Here is a 19661-nt window from a genome sequence, read left to right on the forward strand (position 1 = left end):
ACCCTCAATATTTAGTTCTCTTCCCACTCTAATCTATCTATATAGTATTTAACATAATCATCACTCATCTTAGGATTGATAGTATCCTCATGAGAAATAGTTATAACAGACATTGCTATAGCATACTTTACTGTATCTTTTAAGGAAAGACCATTCATATATCCGTACCCTACTCCAGCAACAAAAGAATCTCCTGCCCCTGTTGTATTCTTCACAGTAACATTCTTTGCTCTAATTTTTCCTTCTTCTAATCCGTTAGTAAAGAAAATCCCCTCTTCATCCATACTAATAAATATGTTTTTTATTCCAAGGGATAAGAAATAGTCTGCTGCTTTCTTTAGATCATTATCATTTTTTATTTTAAATCCACAAAGAATCTCAGCTTCATATCTATTTGGCTTTATAGTATGGAAGTATTTTATTAAATGTTTTATATTTTCAGCTTTGACAGCTGATACAGGATCTAAAACAAAATTCGTATTCCCATGATATGTTTTTATTATATGTTCCAATAACTTTGGGTTATCAGAGTCTAAAAATGTGTATTCTGCATTGCAAATTACTTCCTTTTTAGAATCAATAAAATCTTCATCCATTTCATCAAGACTATTCATATCAACTATAGCTGATACCATTTCACCTTTTTCATCTAAAATTGCCATATAAGTTGGTGTTCTTTTATTTTCTAAAAGTAAAGTATGCTCCATATTATACCCTATGATCTTTGAATGTTCTAAAATATTTCTTCCTTGTTCATCATCTCCCAAGATAGAAATGAACTTTGTATTTATACCAACTCTGGACATATTTTCAGCTATATTTCTACAAACTCCACCTAAAGATATCTTAATGCTACCTGGTATTGAATCCTTCTCAGTGTAATTACTCCTACTAAAGCCTAAAATATCTACAATTGATGCCCCTAATACTAACACATATGAATTATTGTCTTTCATAATATCTCTCCTGCAATCTTAATCTTCTGTTTATACAATAAAATTATTATATTAGATTTATCCTTAAAAATAAAGGATATTTGTCGAATTTTGATTTATTATTTTAATTCAACCATTGTAACACCATCTCCACCTTCTCCATATACACCAAGTCTATATGATTTTACATGTGGATGTCTCTTAAGCATATCATTGATTGCTTTTCTTAAAATACCAGTTCCCTTACCATGAACTATAGTAATCTCTCCTAAATTAGCAATATAGGCCTCATCTAAATATTTATCTGCCCTATAACAAGCTTCTTCAGCATCTAATCCCCTTAAGTCAACTCTGCTATCAACAGATTTAAGATTAAGTTTTACTTCTCTTCTCTTTTTCTCTTTAGGTTTTGCAGTAGCCTCTGTTACTCTAAGATCCTTTAACTTAACGCTTATTTTCATTATTCCAGCTTCTACTTGTACTTCTCCCCTATTATCCGGCATAGAAATTATTATTACCTTCTGATTTAATGAAGGTAAGAATGCTTCCATTCCCAAAGTTACTTTTGTAATAGCTTCGCCTGTGTTTTCTCTTTGTTTAATAAGTGATTTTTCTCTTTCTTCTAATGAGTCTTTTAATCTCTTTCTTTCTTCTTCTAACCTCTTTCTTCCACCACTTGATATACCAAGCTTCTCAAGCTCTCTCATAGCCTTTAATATTTCATCAGCTTCATCCTTAGCAGCTGATATAATATCTTTTGCTTCTCTCCTCGCTTCGTTGTAAGCCTTATCTCTTGTAGTTTCAAGTTTCTTTAACTTTTCTTCATATACTTTTTTAGCTTTCTCTGCTTCCGCCTTTAGCTTTCCAGCTTCTCTTGCATCTCTATTAGCAATAATGCTTTTTTCTTGAAGGTCTCTAATTAAATCTTCAAATTGAAGATTTTCCTTAGACATATAATTTTTTGCCTTTTCAATAATATAGTCATCAAGACCAAGTCTTCTACTTATTTCAAATGCATTTGATTTTCCTGGTATACCTATTAAAAGTCTATAAGTAGGCCTTAATGTCTCTACATCAAATTCAACTGATGCATTTTCAACTCCAATAGTTTTTAATGCATAACCCTTAAGTTCACTATAATGTGTAGTTGCTACTATTTTAGTTCCTCTTTCTCTTAATGTTTCAATAATAGAAATAGCAAGTGCTGCACCCTCTGTAGGGTCAGTTCCGGCACCCAATTCATCGAATAAGGCTAATGACTCCCTATCCGCATTTTCCATTATGCCAACAATATTGGTTAAATGGGATGAGAAGGTTGATAAACTTTGTTCTATACTTTGTTCATCCCCTATATCCGCAAAAACTTCTCTATAAAAACTAATTGATGATCCTTCTTTTGCAGATATCAGTAATCCACTCATAGCCATAATATGAAGTAATCCTACAGTCTTTATAGTAACAGTCTTTCCCCCTGTATTAGGTCCAGTAATCATTAAAGCAGAAAAATCCTTACCTAAATAAATATCAGAAGGTACTACCTTTTCCGGATCTATAAGAGGGTGTCTTGCCTCAATTAAATCAAATATACCATTTTCATTCACTGTTGGCATAATTGCATTTATTGAAGAAGCATACTTTCCCTTTGCAAATATAAAGTCAATTTCTAATAATATCTTCATATTATTATTACAAGAGTCTACATTATCTTTAACTTTTTTAGAAAGCTCCCATAGAATTCTTTCTATTTCTGCTTTTTCTTTAAGCTTTAGCTCCTTTATTTCATTATTTAGGTTTACTAGACTCATAGGCTCAATAAAAAGGGTTGCTCCTGTAGAACTTTGGTCATGTACTAATCCTGGTACTGCCCCTTTATATTCTGACTTTACAGGTAATACATATCTATCCCCTCTCATGGTATAAATAGCATCTTGAAGATATTTTGCATTACTTCTAACTATAGAATTAATTTTTTCTCTTACTGATGAATTTTTCTCTTTTAAATTTCTTCTTATATTATAAAGAGTGCTACTAGCCTTGTCACTTACCTCTTCCTCTGAAATAATGGCTGTTTCTATTTCAGTCTCTAAATTTTTTATAGGAGTTAAAATATATGCAAGATCCTCTAGCTTTGGAAAACTTTCCTCCTCTTCTGATCTTGTTAAATACTCTTTTACTCTCCTAGTACATCTAAGCATACTTCCTACATGTAGTAGTTGCCCAAGTGTTAATGTTCCACCTTTACCTGCTCTTTCAAGACCTTCTCTTACATCATGTAGCCCTTCAAATGGTGGATTTCCCTTTTTAACTAATAATTCATAAGCTTCATTTGTTTCCTCTAATCCATTTTTAACTTCATAAACAGTGGAATATGGAACTAGTTCATCAACTAATTCTTTCCCTCCACTAGTAACTGCATATTTTCTTACCTTTTCTTTTACTTTGTTAAATTCTAATACTCTTAACGATCTTTCATTCATTCCTAATCTACACCTCTTTTATAGCATCCCTTTGTATAATACTTGCCTTCAACCTCTACCTTACCTTCTAACATATCAAATACTCTCTTTATATCTTCAGATGTTTCATCTTTAAAATCTATCCTAAATGTATTAATACCTATGTCCTCTAAGTCCTTCTTCTCTCTAATAAGGTTTAGAGCTACTCCATTTAATATATGACTTCTACAAAATACATCTGTCATTACTCTAAAGCTTTCATTAGTCTCATCTACTAATGTGAAGCTGTCCCTAGTACATGCTAAATTACATTCTTTATCCTTATTTTTACCACCAAATGTGCTTCCTATTGGACAGTATTCACTTACCATAAGTTCAGTCTTTCCATATAATTGATAAGCTACCCCTTTAGGTGCATTTTTCATAATCTCTTTTATCTCTCTTCTATTAAGTTCAAGACTTAATGATGCAACATTTATATCTTCCCTATAGAAGTTTAAAGCTTCCGAATTAAATATATTAAGCTTATAATCCCCTATTATAGGCATTTTATCTTTATATATATTAATAATTCCTGCATTTGATGTTATTAATCCTTTTATATAATCCTTGCTCTTCTCTATCATTTTAACAACAGCATCAAACTCACTTTTAATTATTTCTGGAGTTAATAAATAAATATTTACCCCTTCCAATTCTGATATGTCCCTAATATTTAAAGAATCCTTTTCTCTACTGTATAGGTCAACTCCAATATCCTTTATCCCCATCTTTATTAATGTTTTAAGTTGAGTTTTTGTTGTACATGTTACTAACAGTTCAACATTAATAGGATTTTTAATCTCCTTAGCCTTTATTGACTTACTTTCATCTGCTTTACTTCTTCTTCTCCTATATTTTGCAGTTGTATCTTTTAATATCTTTTCAAATAATTCTCTTCTTAGACCATTTAATGAAGATACCCTTATAAATCCATCTTCAAAGGCCTCAAATCTTATGCCCTCAAGTTTATATGGAGATTCTCCTGATTTCTTTAAAGCCTCTGCTATTCTTTCTTTTTCTAAAGGCTTTCTTTCTGCCTTCTCTACAATTTCCCCACTCACCTCATATTTAACATCATTAAATGAAGTACTTAAATTTACAGGTTCTCCTACTTTAAATATTACTTCCCCTTGTAGTCCAATTTTCTTATTATATGCCTTTATCTTTTCTGAAAGGGTATCTAACAACCTTTTGCTTGATGTTCTATATATTATATCTCCCTTTTTATAACCTTTAGGGAATAGCTTAACCTTATCCCCTCCATCTGCTTCCTTTACCTCAATACCATTTAATACTATCTTGCTCACAGTAAATCCCTTATTTCCAAAGCCAATGCCATCTCCTAGCATTATGCTATCTTTCAGGATTATTTCTCCTTTTTCATCAATCTTACCTAATTCAATCCCTGTATTTTTAGGAATTTGGAAACTCATCATATCCTTACCAGAGTCTTTTTTCAAGTAAGCATTTGAAAATCCACCTCTATTAAATAGTTGTAATAAAGTCTTCTTTCCTTCATTTATATTAAATTCTGTATTTTTAAGCTCTTTATCAATAGCTTTTCTATAACTTTCAACAACACCAGCTACATACTCTGGTTTCTTCATTCTACCTTCAACCTTTAATGATGCTGTACCACTATTTATAATATCTTTAATATCATCTATAGTACAGGTATCCTTTGTGCTTAAAAGGTGTCCTCTCTTCTCTCCCATTGTAGTTGAAGTCAATCTGTACTCCTGTCTACATGGTTGTGCACACTTGCCTCTGTTTCCACTTCTACTTCCTATCATTGCACTCATTAGACATTGCCCTGAATAGGATACACACAATGCGCCATGTACGAATATCTCTGTTTCAATTCCAAGCTCTTTAGATATATACTCTACCTCTTTAATATTAAGTTCCCTGGATAAAACCACTCTAGTGAAACCTTTATCTCTATAATAAACTGCACCTTCACCATTATGTATAGTCATTTGAGTTGATGCATGAACCTCAAAATCAGGATACTTATCTTGTATTAGATTTAATAAGCCCAAATCTTGAATAATTAAGGCATCAACTCCTATTTCATAAAGATATCCTACATATTTGATAGCATCAGCTAATTCATTTTGCTTCAAAATTGTATTCATGGTTACATATATTTCAACGCCATAACTATGACAATAATCAACTGCTATTTTCATCTTCTCATTATCAAATTCTATTGCTTTAGCCCTTGCTGAGAACTTTGGCCCACCTAAATATATTGCATTGGCTCCATTATTTATTGCTGCATAAATACTCTCCATGCTACCTGCTGGAGCTAGTAATTCTATTTTTTCCATTTTAATCTCTCCTAATTAACTCTTCATCTATTTGTATCTTTATTTTTATTTATATCATTAAAATTATTATATTACAACCTAACAATGAAGTCCTAACCATATACATTGCTATAGAATAAAAAAAGAGTGGCAATGCCACTCTTAGATTATTTCATAAGTAAGTTTTTCTCTTTCTTCATCTTAGCTAGCTCTATTTGCACATCTAATAGCTTCTTTTCTAAATCTAATACTTTATACTTAGCAGTTTTTAATTCTTGACTAGATTCTCTTCTATTTTCCATTATCTTAGCTTTTTCATAAGTTAATTTTTCAATCTTTTCTCCAAGATCTCTTATTATATTTTTCTTCTCATCAAGCTCTTCTTCTATAAATGCCTTCTCTGAAATATGATTTTCTTTAATATTATCTATTTCCTTATTTAATATTTCAAAATCTTTAACTAACTTTATCTTATCACCTTCATAATATTTTAAAGTCTCCTGCATAGATCCTATCTCTTCTTCTAAGGATTTATTTAAATCCCTCTTCTTGTCAAGTTCCTTTTCTACTTCATCGAATTTATATTCTAGGTCACTTAGATTGAAGTTTAATGTATCTACATCACCTTTAAGTTCTTCATTTCTTCCTTTAAGCATATCAATTTCTTCTTCCAATGAAATTTTTGAATTACTTACTCTATCTATTTCATTTTGAAGCTCCTTATTTTCCTTCTTTAAACCTTTTATTTCTTCTCTAAGAACCTCATCATTCATTCTACTTTCGTCTAACTTTCTCAGAAGCCCTTCTTTACTATTTATAGCTTCTGTTAACTCTTTCTTCAAAGCTTCCTCAGCTTCTACATTTTTGTGTACCTTCGCCATTAATGATGTATTTTTATCCTTAACTCCTACAATCTCTTTATTTAAAATCTCACTTAAATTGTTAACTTGTACTATTTCTTCATTAAGCTTATTATTTAAATTAGTAAGAATATTATTTTCTTTCTTTAGTTCATTATTTTCTATTGCTAGTTCATTTTTTTCTTCCATTAATGTAGTAATTTCATCTTGAAGCACATTTAACTTGCTATTTAAATCATCAATAATATTAGTCTTTTCTCTATCTAGCTTTTCAGACTCATCTCTTAATTCCTTAATGCTATCTCTTAATCTTTGATTTCTTTCATCTAAAGATACTTTTTTCTTCTTCATTTCTTCAATCTCAACGTCTGCTTTATATAGTTCATCTGCTATATTTAATCCAGCTAATACTACTGCATCTACAGTGCTTAATATTGGGCTTTTACTAGTTATTTCTTTTATCTTACTATCTACATATTCTGCCACTTCTTTTAAATAATCTTCATCTTCTCTACCCTTTAGATTATATTCCATGCCATTTATTTTAACTGTAACCTTAATCATAGTAACACCTCTCGCCTGATCTTATAGATATAATTATAGGTTACTTTCTTACATAAAACAATTGGCTTTTACAAAAAATATACCTATTCCTAATCAATCTTATTTAAACTACATTATTATTGAAATATAAAATAAAAATACTTTAATACTTATCTAGTTCCCTTTCAGATTCAAAGTATAATTTCGAATCTATTTCCCATTGACTATATTCATTTTCACCCTTATGATTAGTCAATTCATAATTGCTATTTAAATATTCCGCAAAATCTAAGGATACCTTTGTAGATCCCCATATATTACAATGTCCATTATCATGCATATCCGCCCCAAAATTAAAGTTAATCTTGCTTAGCATTTCTTTAGAAGCATAATTTATGAAAGGTATGCTATTTTCTTTACTTATTTGCTCAATTTTATTATACATCTTTTCAGATTCTTGATGCCAGCCTTCCATTCCAATTGTACTTGTATAATCATAAGGAGCATTAGTAAATATAAGCTGAAATCCTCTATCTTTTGATAGTTCTATAATTTATTTAGATACTCTTCAGATTTTGGAGGAATATCACCTATTTCTCTATCTTCTAGATTAGACTTATTTTCTTTACCATAAATATTTCTTCCCGCACCAAACCCCTTGCTTTCTCTTCCTGATTCAAGATTAAAATTAAAATCTCCCTCTTCCAATTCAGACCACCTACTATGATATTTTAATATAGGAAAAAGGTAACTTAATCTTTCATCCTTTGGTGTACTGTTTTTTATAGCTTCAATTTTATTTGATGATAATTTCATATTATCCAATACATATCTAATATATCCTTCTGTTCCATATTCATCTGTTAAACCAAGATAATAAACATCTAAAACAACCACCTTTGATTCTGAATGATTCTTAAGCGCTTCCTTCATTAAATGATATGTTACGTCTATAGGTTGTCCACCAGTTCCATAATTAAAACTTGTCATCCCATATTTTTCCCATAAAATATTAGGGCTAATGGAGCTGTTCATATGACTTGATCCAAAAAGTAAAATATCGTATTTATTTTCTTTATTATATAATCCTTGATATAACTTCGCTTTATGACTGACCTTTTTTATAAAAATTGGATTTATAATTATCAATATCCCTATAACAACTAAACTTAAGGTAGCACCTTTAAATATTAACTTCTTCACTAATGTACACCTCCTAAAACTGAGAATAAATAAATTGTTGTGCACTATAACCTGGTCCATATACTCCAAATATTACTATTAGAATAATTGTACCCACATATACTGCCCACCTAAATACTAAATTTTGCTCTGATAATATGCTTATTGGTCCTTTAGTGGCTTGAATCCAATCTATAAATATAACGATTATAATACCTATTACAGCCACAAAGAAATCACTTCTTCCTAAGCCCATATTAAAAATTGATCCATCAAATAACGTCCATGGATTAAATATAACCATATTTTTTATAATAGTTTTTGCTGCTTGGAATGATGATGCCCTAAAAAATATCCATGCAAAATCTACTAATACAAATGTTATAAGAATCTGCATTAGCTTATAACTAAATACCTTTGTCCTTATTTTGAACTGACCTATAATTTTTTCCTTAATCGGTCTAGTAATATCTCCAATTATTTGATACAATCCATGCAATCCACCCCATATAACAAAATTAATAGAAGCACCATGCCATAATCCACTTGTTAAAAATACTATCATTAAGTTTAAATACAATCTTATTTTACCTTTTCTATTACCACCTAATGGTATATATAAATAATCTTTAAACCATCCTCCTAATGTAATATGCCATCTTTGCCAAAATTCCTTTATAGATTTAGATAAATATGGTTGTCTAAAATTATTTGTTAAGGTGAAGCCCATCACCTTTGCAGCCCCTATTGCTATATCTGAATAAGATGAGAAGTCACAATATAATTGAAAAGCAAAAAAAATTGTAGCTATAACTATCTGAAAACCTGCATAGCTCTCTGGTGCATCATATACACTATTTACAAAAATAGCTAACCTATCTGAAATACAAACCTTCTGAAAAAAACCCCACAACATTAATAATAATCCACTTTTTACTCTGTAATAATCAAAATTGTAATTATAATTAAACTGATTTAATAGATTCTTAGATTTTTCAATTGGACCTGCTACCAACTGTGGAAAAAATGATACAAATAAGGCATACTTACCCAGGTTCTTTTCTGGCTTAATATCCCCTCTATAAACATCTATTGTATAACTTAATGCTTGGAATGTGTAAAATGATATTCCAACCGGCTGTAGTATGTCAAACTTTGGTAATACAAGACTAATATTAAAGATTTCAAATGTTCTTACTAAACTCTGAGAGAAAAATCCATAATATTTGAAGAAAAATAATATGCCTAAATTTATTGCTAAACTAAGAACTACATAGAAAATTTTTAATTTTCTTCCTCTTGTTTTATCTTCTATTTCACAGGCCTTACCTATGAAAATTCCACTCATATATGTAACTATTGTAGATGTTGCTATTAAAAGTACGTATTTAGGATTCCAAGATATATAAAAATAGTAACTACATACTAATAACCATCCCCATTTAAATCTATTTGGTATAATAAAATATAATAATACTACTATTGGAAAAAAAATTAAAAACTGCAAAGAATTGAATATCATTATTACCCCTCCATATTTTGAATAAACTTCAAACCTTTTCTAACTACTAGATTATGTTTTAAATACTATTTTATGTCAAATTTCGCATAAAAAATATATAAACTCCATTTTTCCCTAATAATAACACTTGGAAATTTTAGAATTCACTAATAATATGACTAATCAGTAATATAGGTAATAATATTTTTTTAATTCCTTAAAAATAAATAAACAAGCTAATTATTTAGCTTGTTTATTATATAAAATAATTTGTTATTCATTTCTTCCAATTAAATATGCTACAACAAATCCAATTAAAAGAGTAATAATAGAGATTAACCCTTCTATTGAAAATGTAAACCCTGGATATATTGCATAAACTGACCCAACAACTAGACCTAATATTGTAAAGTACGCTGTTTGTGGATATTTTCTAAATAGAGTTTCTATTATTTTTGTCATTGTAAGAAAACCAAATAATACTCCTAATCCTAATACAAATAATACTGGAATATTAAAATTAGTTACTGCTGTAATGACACTATCATATAATCCAAGTAATAAAAGCACAAAGGAACCGCTGACTCCCGGTAGTATCATTGTAGCTGCTGCTATAAAACCACCAAAGAATATCTTAACTATATTCATACCAGATAAATTTGTTATAAGAGTTCCCTTTGCTTCTGGATCTCCCAAATATCCCATCAAAAAAGCTATAGAAAAAGCTACTACTAACCATACATAATTAATCTTATTAACTTTTTCCTCTGTAGCCTTTTTATATAATAATGGAACTGTTCCAACTATTAATCCTATGAAAAAGAATTTTGTTTGTTCAGGATAAGTTTCTAATGACACTTTTATTAATTTAGTAAATAATAAAATACCTAATACCGCACCAATAGCTAATGTACCAAGAAATTGTACATTCTTCTTCCAATCTTTAAAGAAATTTGTTACTGATGAAATAAGCTTATCATATATTCCAAATACAACAGCCATTGTACCACCACTTACACCTGGAATTACATTCGATATACCAATAACCATACCTATTATTAATTTTTTTATTATGTCCATTCTATACTCTCCTTTTTTATAGATAACAAAATTAATTTTAACACAATGTTCACACAAAATCTATAATTTAACTATTCATTAATTACTATGTAAAATATTTACACCTTCGTAAATAACTGTTATACTTTCTCCTAAGGAAGTGATTATATGAATAAAAACAAGTATAAATTATATTGTCTGATTATTATAGGATTGTTATCTTTTTCATTCTTAGGATGTAAAAATAGCTCGGTTTCAACAATTTCAACAAAGACCGAAACAAATACTGATTCAAAGGAAATAAATATAGTCTTTGCTGGTGATGTTCTGATGCATGGTCCTCAGCTGAAATCAGGATATGATGCAATTAATAACACATATAACTTTGATGATTTCTTTACTTATGTTAATAGCTATATATCTAATGCTGACTTAGCTATATGTAACTCTGAAACTTCATATTTAGGAGCTGGTTCTACTTACAGTGGGTATCCTACCTTTAACAGTCCTACTGAGCTTTTATCCTCATTAAAAAATACTGGCTTTGATGTTCTAGCTTCTGCCCATAACCATATTTTGGATAAAGGTGTGCAAGGTTTTAATAATACCTCTAAAGCTATTACTGACTCAGGTTTTGATCTTATAGGCATAAAGAATAGTCTTGAGGATAAAAATTATATAGTTAAAGATATTAATGGTATAAAAATAGGCATCACGAATTATACTTATTCTACTTTAGACTCTACTGGAGCTAGGGCTTTAAATGGAATACCAGTCCCTAAAGAATTAAATGAAAGAATAAATCTATTCTCTGACTCAAATATAGATAATGATTTAGTTAGTATGAAATCAACATTGGATGCCATGAAAGCTGATGGGGCTGAATTCTCGATTTTCTATCTACACTGGGGAAATGAATATCAAAGACTACCTAGTAAAGAACAAGAAAAGATAGCAAAAGTTCTTAATTCCTATGGTGTTGATGCAATTATAGGTAGTCATCCCCATGTAGTCCAACCAGTTAGGACAATAAAAAATGATGAGTCTGATAAAGAAACTTTAGTCTGTTATTCCCTAGGAAATTTTGTTTCAAATCAAAGAAAAGAAACTATGGGTAATATTCGCTCTGAAGATGGATTAATGATTACTCTTACCATATATAAAGATGAAGACAGTAAGGTTAGACTAAAGTCCTATGAAACTGAACCAACTTGGGTATATAAATATGTTGATAAAGCTGGCAAGGACCATTATAATATACTACCTGTTGAAGAGATTTTAAATGATAAAGATGATAGAAAATTTACTAAAGATGTTTTTAATAAAATTCAAGATTCTTATAATGCTACTGAATCAACAATAAAATCCTAAAAATAAAAATGAGTAAACCACAAAATGGTTTACTCATTTTTTATTTTTATCTTAATTGAGCCCCTAATTTATGTTCTAAGCTCTTTAAGATTTTTTCATGGACCTTATTCACATCATTATCAGTTAATGATTTTTTAGGATCTCTATAAATTATAGCATAAGCAATACTCTTCTTACCTGCTTCAATTTGCTCACCCTTATAAATATCAAATAAACTGATTTTCTCAACTAAAGCTCCACCAGCTTTTCTTATAGTTTCTTCAATATCTCCAGCTAAAACTGAATCATCAACTAATACAGCTATATCTCTAGTTGCTGCTGGGAATTTTGGTATTGGTGTATATTCCTTCTTAGTATCTGCTGCTTCATATAAAAGATCTAAATCTAATTCTGCAACATAACAAGCTACATCTAGGCCGTATTCTTCTTGTACATCTGGATGGATTTCACCAAATACCCCCGCACTTTTACCTCTTAATTGAATAGCTGCAGTTTTTCCTGGATGGAATGTTGGATTTTCGCTTTCACGTACAAATCTAGCCTTTTTAATTCCAAGACCATCTAAAACATTCTCTACTACTCCCTTAAGATCTAGGAAATCACAATCCCCATAGATACCTATAGTTAATATATTCTTTTCAGTTGGAAGCTTATTTTCATCTTCATTCTTTAAATATATCTTACCTATTTCAAATAATTTAGCATAGTCATTATTTCTAGCATAGTTTCTTCCTAGAGACTCCATCATTGATGGTAGTGCAGATGTTCTCATTACTGAGTAATCTTCACCTAAAGGATTTTTAATTTTAACAACATTTCTTAACATTGAATCTTCTGAAACCTTTATTTTATCTAGTGCTTTTGGTGAGAAGAATGAGTAAGAAATAGATTGATTAATTCCAGATCCTATTAATGAATTAACAACATTTTCTCTAAGAATCTCATTCTTATGCTTATTTTCTCTTAATGGAGTTTCATCAAATACAGTAGTTGGAATCTTATCATATCCATAAATTCTTGCAACTTCTTCTGCTATATCTTCTTTTATAGCAATATCAACTCTAAATGTTGGTACTGTTATTTTAAGATTATCTCCATCAATTTCTGTTGCCATATCTAATGAATCTAAAGCCTTTTTCATCTCTTCCTTAGATATTTCTGTACCTAAGAATCTATTGATCCAATTTGATGATACTGTTAAGTGGCTGATCTCCTTTTTGCATGGATACTCATCTATTGTTCCATTAATAACTTCCCCAGCCTCTAATTCACAAACAAGTGCACATGCTCTATCTAAAGCTAAAGCCGCTAAGTTTGGATCTATATCCTTCTCAAATCTTGATGAACTTTCAGTTCTAATACCTAATTTCTTTGAATTAACTCTTATATTAGTTCCATCAAAATTTGCACATTCAAATACAACCTCTGTAGTATCTTCTTGTATTTCTGAGTTTAAACCACCCATTATACCAGCTAATCCTATAGTTCTATCTCCATCCTTAATACATAAAACATCAGAAGTTAATTCTCTCTCAGTTTCGTCAAGAGTAGTGAATTTTTCTCCTTCCTTCGCTGTATCAACAATAATTTTACCTGACTTTATCTCTCTAGCATCAAAAGCATGCATTGGTTCACCAATTTCAAGCATTACAAAGTTTGTGATATCTACTATATTATTAATTGGTCTAATTCCTGCTTCTAGTAATCTTTCTTGCATCCAACCTGGTGATGGAGCTACCTTTACATTCTTAACTCCTCTAGCCATATATCTTCTGCATAGATTACTTTTTATTTCAACCTTTAATTCATCACTAATATTATTAGCATTCTTAACTTCATACTTAAGGTTTGGGATTTCATATTTAGTGCCTAAAGCTGCTGCTGTTTCTCTAGCCATACCTATCATGCTTAAACAATCTGGTCTATTAGAAGTTATATCAAAATCTAAAATAGCCTTGTTTAATCCTAGATACTCCTTTATATCCATTCCTGCTGGAGCATCTTCAGGTAATATCATTAATCCATGAACTGGTTCATCTCCAGCAATTCCAAGTTCTTCTTCAGAACAGAACATACCGTTTGATACAACCCCTCTCATTTTACCCTTTTTAATTTCTGATCCATCAGCAAGTATTGATTTATGAAGAGCAACCGGAACATTATCCCCCTCTTTCATATTTGTTGCAGCTGTAACTATTTGAATTACCTCTGAACCAATATTAGCTTGACAAACACTTAATCTATCAGCATCTGGATGTTTTTCAATCTTATCAAGATGGCAAACAACCACATTTTTAATATTATCTCCTTGTATTTCTACTTCTTCAAGCTGTGAACCTGTTAAAGTTAGGATATCCCCTAATTCTTTTGCATCTACATTTATATCAACATAATCTTTTAGCCAATTATATGGTACCTTCATTCCTTTATCCTCCTTTAGAATTGATTTAAGAATCTCATGTCACTTTCATATAATAATCTGATATCATCTAAGCCATAGCTAAGCATAACCATTCTATCAATACCAAATCCGAAAGCAAATCCACTATAAACTTCTGGATCTATTCCACAATTTCTTAAAACATTTGGATGAACCATTCCACAACCTAATAATTCTATCCAACCTGATCCCTTACATACATTACAGCCCTTACCTCCACATACAAAGCATGTAGCATCCATTTCAGCAGATGGTTCTGTGAATGGGAAATGGTGTGGTCTGAACTTAGTTTGAACCTTATCTCCAAACATCTTCTTAGCAAATAACTCAAGTGTTCCCTTAAGGTCAGCAAAAGTTACTCCCTTAGCAACAACTAAACCTTCCATTTGATAGAAAATTGGTGAGTGTGTTGGGTCTACAGCATCTGATCTATAAACCTTTCCTGGAGAAATCATTTTTATTGGTGGTTCTTGATTTTCCATCGTTCTTATTTGAACTGGAGAAGTTTGAGTTCTTAAAACTATATTATCATTAATATAGAAAGTATCTTGCTCACTTCTTGCTGGATGATTCTTTGGAATATTTAAAGCCTCAAAGTTGTAATGATCTAATTCAACTTCTGGACCATCTTCTATTGCAAATCCCATTGAAATAAATATATCCTTAACTCTTTCTAAAGTTAATTCCAATGGATGCCTCTTCCCTATTACATTCTTCTTTCCTGGAAGGGTAATATCAATAACTTCATTTTGAAGCTTAGCATTCTTTTCCTTCTCTTTTATTGCCTTTGTAGTTTCCTCTAATTTTTCTTCTACTACCTTTTTAACATCATTAACCATCTTACCTACTATAGGTCTTTCTTCCTTAGATAAAGACCCCATACTTTTTAACATAGTAGTAAGTTCACCTTTTTTACCTAAATACTTAACTCTTATTTCTTCAATAGCTGTGCTATTACTTGCTGCTTCAATTTCTTTTAAAGCAACTTCTTGAATTTGCATTAGTTTTTCTTGCATTTCTATTCTCCTTTCTTAAGTAAGGTATATAAATGAATTAACAAGTATACTTGTTAATCTTTTTAATATACCTAGGGATTCAATTAATACTTAATCCTTAAAGACTTAATTTTGAATGTATAAAGTAAATACTTCATCATTTATAAATATAAAATTGTACATAAAAAAACCGCCCCTAATATAAAGGGACGGATTATCCGCGTTACCACCCTAATTGGCTCTACTTTTAATAGACACCCAACTCTAGTTAATTTAACGGTTCCCCGCTAGCCACTACTTACTTTCATAGCTAGAACTCCTGAGCGAACTTCAATATAACTCCCTATAAAGAGGCTTCCAGTCTAAGACCCCTTCTCCCTGAATAATTTATTATACCTACTCTCTCAATCATAGTTTTTATATATTCTATTATTTATCTATTATACAAATCTTTCTCTATAATTTCAACTGATTCTGTCTAACTTTTTCATAAAGTATAATAGAGGTAGCTATTGCAACATTTAATGACTCAGCACCACCAGGCATAGGAATCTTTACTTTTTTATCTGAAAGGTTATATATTTCTTCGCTTACCCCATTACCTTCGTTGCCAACAGATATGATTATTTTTCCACTTAAATCTTCACTAAAGAAGTCTTTATCCCCTTCAAGAGATGTAGATAATAGTGAAAATCCATTGTCTATAAGCTTTCTAAGCATACTATTTTCTTCATCGTCAATTACTATAGGAATGTGGAATAAAGATCCCATTGTTGATCTTATAGTCTTATCATTATATACATCTACAGTTCCCTTAGTTAAAATAATTCCATCAACTCCAGCTGCATGAGCTGTTCTTATTATTGTACCTAAGTTGCCTGGATCTTGTAGTTTGTCACATAATAAATAGAAACTACCCTCTAATTCTGAATCTAGTTTCTTCATGCCAACTACTGCTACAATTCCTTGTGGTTTCTCAGTTGAACATAATTCCTTTAATAAATTTTCTTTAAGCCCATAAAGCTTTGTTTCATTATCAATATATTCTCCTAAGTATTCATCTAACTTTTCCTGATTATCCTCACTTAGAAAAATATATTCAATAGGAAGTGAGGCTTTAAATGCCTCTTCTATCAATCTAAATCCTTCAATTATATATTTAGAACTTTTATTTCTTCCTTTTCTATCTTTAAGCTTTTTGGTTTCTTTATATAGGCTATTATCTTTACTTTCTATAAAAACCAAACTCTACACCTCATTATTTAAATTTTACTATCATACCTTCTAATTTACCAATATCATCCGCAGATCCTATAGCAACTAATATATCTTTCCTGTCCATTAAATCATCTGCTGAAGGAGAAAGGTTAACTTCATCACCTTTCTTAATAGCCATAACATTTATTCCGTATTTACTTCTAAGTTTAAGTTCTCTTAGTGATTTTCCTTCCCACTCATCTAGTGCTTCAATTTCCATTATACTATAATCTGGAGAAAGCTCTATGTAATCTAAAATACTTGATGATACAAGATTATGTGCAACCCTAACTCCCATATCTTTTTCAGGTAAAATAACTCTATCTGCACCTATTTTAGATAATACCTTAGCATGTAAATCGCTATTTCCTTTAGCTATAATATATTTCACCCCAAGCTCCTTAACTAATAAAGTTACCATAACACTTGCTTGAATATTTGCACCTATAGTTACTACCGCTACATCAAAATTTCTCAATCCTAATGTTCTTAGAGCATTTTCATCTGTAGCATCCATTTGTACAGCATGAGTTACGCTATCAGATATATCTTGCACTAAATCTTCATCTTTATCGATAACTAAAACATCATTTCCTAATGAATATAATGTCCTTGCCACTGATGTTCCAAATCTACCAAGACCTATTACAACAAACTGCTTATTTGCCATATATTTCAACCCCTAACCTATTAAAATCTTACCCTCTGGATACTTATATCCAGATTTTCTTCTTTTATTTGCAAAGGCTAATGCTACTGTTAATGGTCCAACTCTACCACAATACATAGTAATCATTATAATTACCTTACCAACACCACTTAACCTTTGAGTAACTCCTGTTGTTAACCCAGCAGTCCCAAATGCAGAGCTTGCTTCATATAGTAAATCTATAAAGGATTCATTAGGTTCAGTTATTGATAGAACCATAGTTACTACTATAACTAATCCCATAGCTATAATTAATAATGCAAAAGCTTTATATATTAATTCCTTTGAAAATCTTCTTCCAAAAGCTTCTGTATCTTCTCTTCCTTTAATAACACTTATAACAGTTAATACTACTAAGCCAACAGTAGCAGTTTTTAATCCACCTGCTGTAGATCCTGGAGATCCACCAATAAACATTAGAATAATAGTTAAAAATTTACCTGCATTTGTCATACCATCTGTAGAAATACTATTAAAGCCTGCTGTTCTTGGAGTAACTGCCGCGAATAATGAGTTCATAACTTTATCCTTAATTCCCATACTTGCAAGGGTTTCCGGATTTTTATATTCTAATAAAAACATAAATATTGTTCCACCAATTACTAAAACTGATGTTACTAATAAAACTATTTTCGTATGTACTGATATTTTCTTAATACCTTTATAATTATAACTATAAATCTCCATCCATACCGTGAATCCTAATCCACCAATAATAATAAGTATAGTGATGGTTAACATTATAACCGTATTACTAGAATAACCTGTCAAACTATTGAAGTTACCAATTATATCAAAGCCAGCATTACAAAAGGCTGAAATAGAGTGAAATACACTAAAGAAAATCCCCTTCAAAACCCCATATTCTGTTATGAATTGTGTTGATATAAGTAAAGCTCCAAATAGCTGAACTGAAAATGTAAAACCTAATACATACTTAACCATTTTCACTAGTCCTTGTATACTAAATGTGTTCATTGCCTCTTGCATTACTAGCCTTTTTCTTAAAGTAATTTTTTTACCAAGTAGTATAGCTAGAAAAGTAGTAAATGACATAAAGCCAAGTCCACCTATTTCAATTAAAATTATTATAACAGTTTGCCCAAAATAGTTCCAATGGGTTCCTGTATCAACTGTCACAAGACCTGTAACACATACAGCTGATGTTGATGTAAATAGTGAGTCTAAAAACCTTGTTGGCTCCCCATTTACAGATGATATAGGTAAACTTAATAATATTGCACCTATAAATATTACCATTATAAAACCTATAACTAGTGTCTGAACTCCATTTAGTTTATGATCTCTCATCTTCCATTTTTCTTTCATTATATCACCTCAAAGGTTATACATTCTGTATTATTATCTAATAATCTCCTATTGAAATCTGTTGACTATAGGAGTTTACTATAAGGTATTTTTAACAATTCACTTTAATTAAACATATATAATACCCCTCTTATTATATACTATAATAAGTAAAATATAAGCTACTTACAAATATACATATAAGATAGGAGTATACGATATCCTGTAAATCTTATACTGTTAGATTTACAAAATAAAATATACTCCTTTTTATTTTAAGTAAAAAAATAAATGCGACTTTAGGTCGCATTTATAATTAAGCGTTTATGTGCTTCTTAGCTACTTCTACTAAATCAGCAAATGCTTTTGGATCGTTGATAGCTATTTCTGATAACATCTTTCTGTTGATGTCAACTCCAGCTAACTTCATTCCGTTCATGAACTTAGAATATGAAAGACCGTTCATTCTTGTAGCAGCATTTATTCTAGCAATCCATAATCTTCTGTAATCTCTCTTCTTTAATCTTCTTCCAACGTAAGCATTTCTTAATGCTCTTATAACTGATTCGTTTGCTGTCTTGAATAGCTTACTTTTTCCACCGTAGTATCCCTTTGCAAGCTTTAAAACTTTTCTATGATTCTTACGAGCGTTTACTGCTCTTTTTACTCTTGCCATTTCTTAAACCTCCTG

At 30.4% G+C, this 19661-nt stretch carries 15 protein-coding genes and 1 other annotated feature; of the genes, 1 reads left to right on the top strand and 14 read right to left on the bottom strand.

Annotated elements, in window-relative coordinates:
* Positions 1 to 11: 11 nt before the first annotated feature.
* From ACSYT2_RS09225 to ACSYT2_RS09260, 8 genes are all read right to left on the bottom strand, one after another.
* Positions 12 to 956 (bottom strand): carbohydrate kinase family protein, encoded by a 945-nt coding sequence (locus ACSYT2_RS09225; protein ID WP_430854939.1) that lies wholly within the window; start codon positions 954 to 956, stop codon positions 12 to 14.
* Between the two features lie 98 nt (positions 957 to 1054).
* On the bottom strand, positions 1055 to 3412 hold the full coding sequence (locus ACSYT2_RS09230; protein WP_438384570.1) for an endonuclease MutS2: 2358 nt from the start codon (positions 3410 to 3412) through the stop codon (positions 1055 to 1057).
* 2 nt (positions 3413 to 3414) lie between these two features.
* Positions 3415 to 5766: a U32 family peptidase gene (locus ACSYT2_RS09235; RefSeq protein ID WP_438384571.1), complete on the bottom strand. Its 2352-nt coding sequence runs from the start codon at positions 5764 to 5766 to the stop codon at positions 3415 to 3417.
* 146 nt (positions 5767 to 5912) lie between these two features.
* Positions 5913 to 7169, bottom strand: a complete 1257-nt coding sequence (locus tag ACSYT2_RS09240) for a cell division protein ZapA (RefSeq protein ID WP_438384572.1) — start codon at positions 7167 to 7169, stop codon at positions 5913 to 5915.
* A gap of 142 nt (positions 7170 to 7311) precedes the next feature.
* Positions 7312 to 7623, bottom strand: a complete 312-nt coding sequence (locus ACSYT2_RS09245) for a hypothetical protein (protein ID WP_438384573.1) — start codon at positions 7621 to 7623, stop codon at positions 7312 to 7314.
* 71 nt (positions 7624 to 7694) lie between these two features.
* Entirely contained in the window at positions 7695 to 8351 is a 657-nt protein-coding gene (locus tag ACSYT2_RS09250; protein WP_438384574.1) for a hypothetical protein, read from the bottom strand.
* Between the two features lie 13 nt (positions 8352 to 8364).
* Entirely contained in the window at positions 8365 to 9852 is a 1488-nt protein-coding gene (locus tag ACSYT2_RS09255; RefSeq protein ID WP_438384575.1) for an MBOAT family O-acyltransferase, read from the bottom strand.
* A gap of 252 nt (positions 9853 to 10104) precedes the next feature.
* The gene (locus ACSYT2_RS09260) at positions 10105 to 10911 is read right to left on the bottom strand and encodes a DUF368 domain-containing protein (protein WP_430854945.1); all 807 of its coding nucleotides are present in this window, start codon (positions 10909 to 10911) and stop codon (positions 10105 to 10107) included.
* Between the two features lie 147 nt (positions 10912 to 11058).
* On the opposite strand from ACSYT2_RS09260, the gene ACSYT2_RS09265 reads away from it, so the two are divergent.
* Positions 11059 to 12261 carry a CapA family protein gene (locus tag ACSYT2_RS09265; protein WP_430854946.1) on the top strand — a complete coding sequence of 401 codons (1203 nt, stop codon included), beginning with the start codon at positions 11059 to 11061 and terminating at the stop codon, positions 12259 to 12261.
* A 46-nt stretch (positions 12262 to 12307) separates the two neighbouring features.
* Here ACSYT2_RS09265 and pheT read toward each other — a convergent pair whose 3' ends face one another.
* The 6 genes from pheT to rplT form a co-directional block, all read right to left on the bottom strand.
* Positions 12308 to 14683, bottom strand: coding sequence for a phenylalanine--tRNA ligase subunit beta (gene pheT / locus ACSYT2_RS09270; RefSeq protein WP_438384576.1), 2376 nt, complete (start codon positions 14681 to 14683; stop codon positions 12308 to 12310).
* Between the two features lie 14 nt (positions 14684 to 14697).
* Positions 14698 to 15717: a phenylalanine--tRNA ligase subunit alpha gene (gene pheS / locus ACSYT2_RS09275; RefSeq protein ID WP_438384577.1), complete on the bottom strand. Its 1020-nt coding sequence runs from the start codon at positions 15715 to 15717 to the stop codon at positions 14698 to 14700.
* Between the two features lie 181 nt (positions 15718 to 15898).
* Positions 15899 to 16117: a binding site (T-box leader), on the bottom strand.
* A gap of 35 nt (positions 16118 to 16152) precedes the next feature.
* Positions 16153 to 16941, bottom strand: a complete 789-nt coding sequence (locus ACSYT2_RS09280; protein ID WP_438384578.1) for a TrmH family RNA methyltransferase — start codon at positions 16939 to 16941, stop codon at positions 16153 to 16155.
* A gap of 13 nt (positions 16942 to 16954) precedes the next feature.
* Positions 16955 to 17623, bottom strand: coding sequence for a potassium channel family protein (locus ACSYT2_RS09285; RefSeq protein WP_430854998.1), 669 nt, complete (start codon positions 17621 to 17623; stop codon positions 16955 to 16957).
* Positions 17624 to 17635: 12 nt separating this feature from the next.
* Positions 17636 to 18991 (bottom strand): TrkH family potassium uptake protein, encoded by a 1356-nt coding sequence (locus tag ACSYT2_RS09290; RefSeq protein ID WP_438384579.1) that lies wholly within the window; start codon positions 18989 to 18991, stop codon positions 17636 to 17638.
* A 295-nt stretch (positions 18992 to 19286) separates the two neighbouring features.
* A complete protein-coding gene (gene rplT, locus ACSYT2_RS09295; protein ID WP_430855000.1) occupies positions 19287 to 19646 on the bottom strand; it encodes a 50S ribosomal protein L20 in 360 nt (119 codons plus the stop codon).
* Between the last annotated feature and the right edge of the window lie 15 nt (positions 19647 to 19661).

The organism is Clostridium zhoujianii (genome assembly GCF_051590805.1).
Lineage (GTDB): Bacteria > Bacillota > Clostridia > Clostridiales > Clostridiaceae > Clostridium.

Bases quoted from the DNA above. Each gene is read 5' to 3' on its own strand.
- ACSYT2_RS09260 (WP_430854945.1), bottom strand. From the start codon at position 10,911: ATGGACATAATAAAAAAATTAATAATAGGTATGGTTATTGGTATATCG.
- ACSYT2_RS09285 (WP_430854998.1), bottom strand. From the start codon at position 17,623: ATGGCAAATAAGCAGTTTGTTGTAATAGGTCTTGGTAGATTTGGAACA.
- ACSYT2_RS09240 (WP_438384572.1), bottom strand. From the start codon at position 7,169: ATGATTAAGGTTACAGTTAAAATAAATGGCATGGAATATAATCTAAAG.
- ACSYT2_RS09245 (WP_438384573.1), bottom strand. From the start codon at position 7,623: ATGGAAGGCTGGCATCAAGAATCTGAAAAGATGTATAATAAAATTGAG.
- pheT (WP_438384576.1), bottom strand. From the start codon at position 14,683: ATGAAGGTACCATATAATTGGCTAAAAGATTATGTTGATATAAATGTA.
- ACSYT2_RS09235 (WP_438384571.1), bottom strand. From the start codon at position 5,766: ATGGAAAAAATAGAATTACTAGCTCCAGCAGGTAGCATGGAGAGTATT.
- pheS (WP_438384577.1), bottom strand. From the start codon at position 15,717: ATGCAAGAAAAACTAATGCAAATTCAAGAAGTTGCTTTAAAAGAAATT.
- rplT (WP_430855000.1), bottom strand. From the start codon at position 19,646: ATGGCAAGAGTAAAAAGAGCAGTAAACGCTCGTAAGAATCATAGAAAA.
- ACSYT2_RS09225 (WP_430854939.1), bottom strand. From the start codon at position 956: ATGAAAGACAATAATTCATATGTGTTAGTATTAGGGGCATCAATTGTA.
- ACSYT2_RS09265 (WP_430854946.1), top strand. From the start codon at position 11,059: ATGAATAAAAACAAGTATAAATTATATTGTCTGATTATTATAGGATTG.
- ACSYT2_RS09255 (WP_438384575.1), bottom strand. From the start codon at position 9,852: ATGATATTCAATTCTTTGCAGTTTTTAATTTTTTTTCCAATAGTAGTA.
- ACSYT2_RS09230 (WP_438384570.1), bottom strand. From the start codon at position 3,412: ATGAATGAAAGATCGTTAAGAGTATTAGAATTTAACAAAGTAAAAGAA.
- ACSYT2_RS09290 (WP_438384579.1), bottom strand. From the start codon at position 18,991: ATGAAAGAAAAATGGAAGATGAGAGATCATAAACTAAATGGAGTTCAG.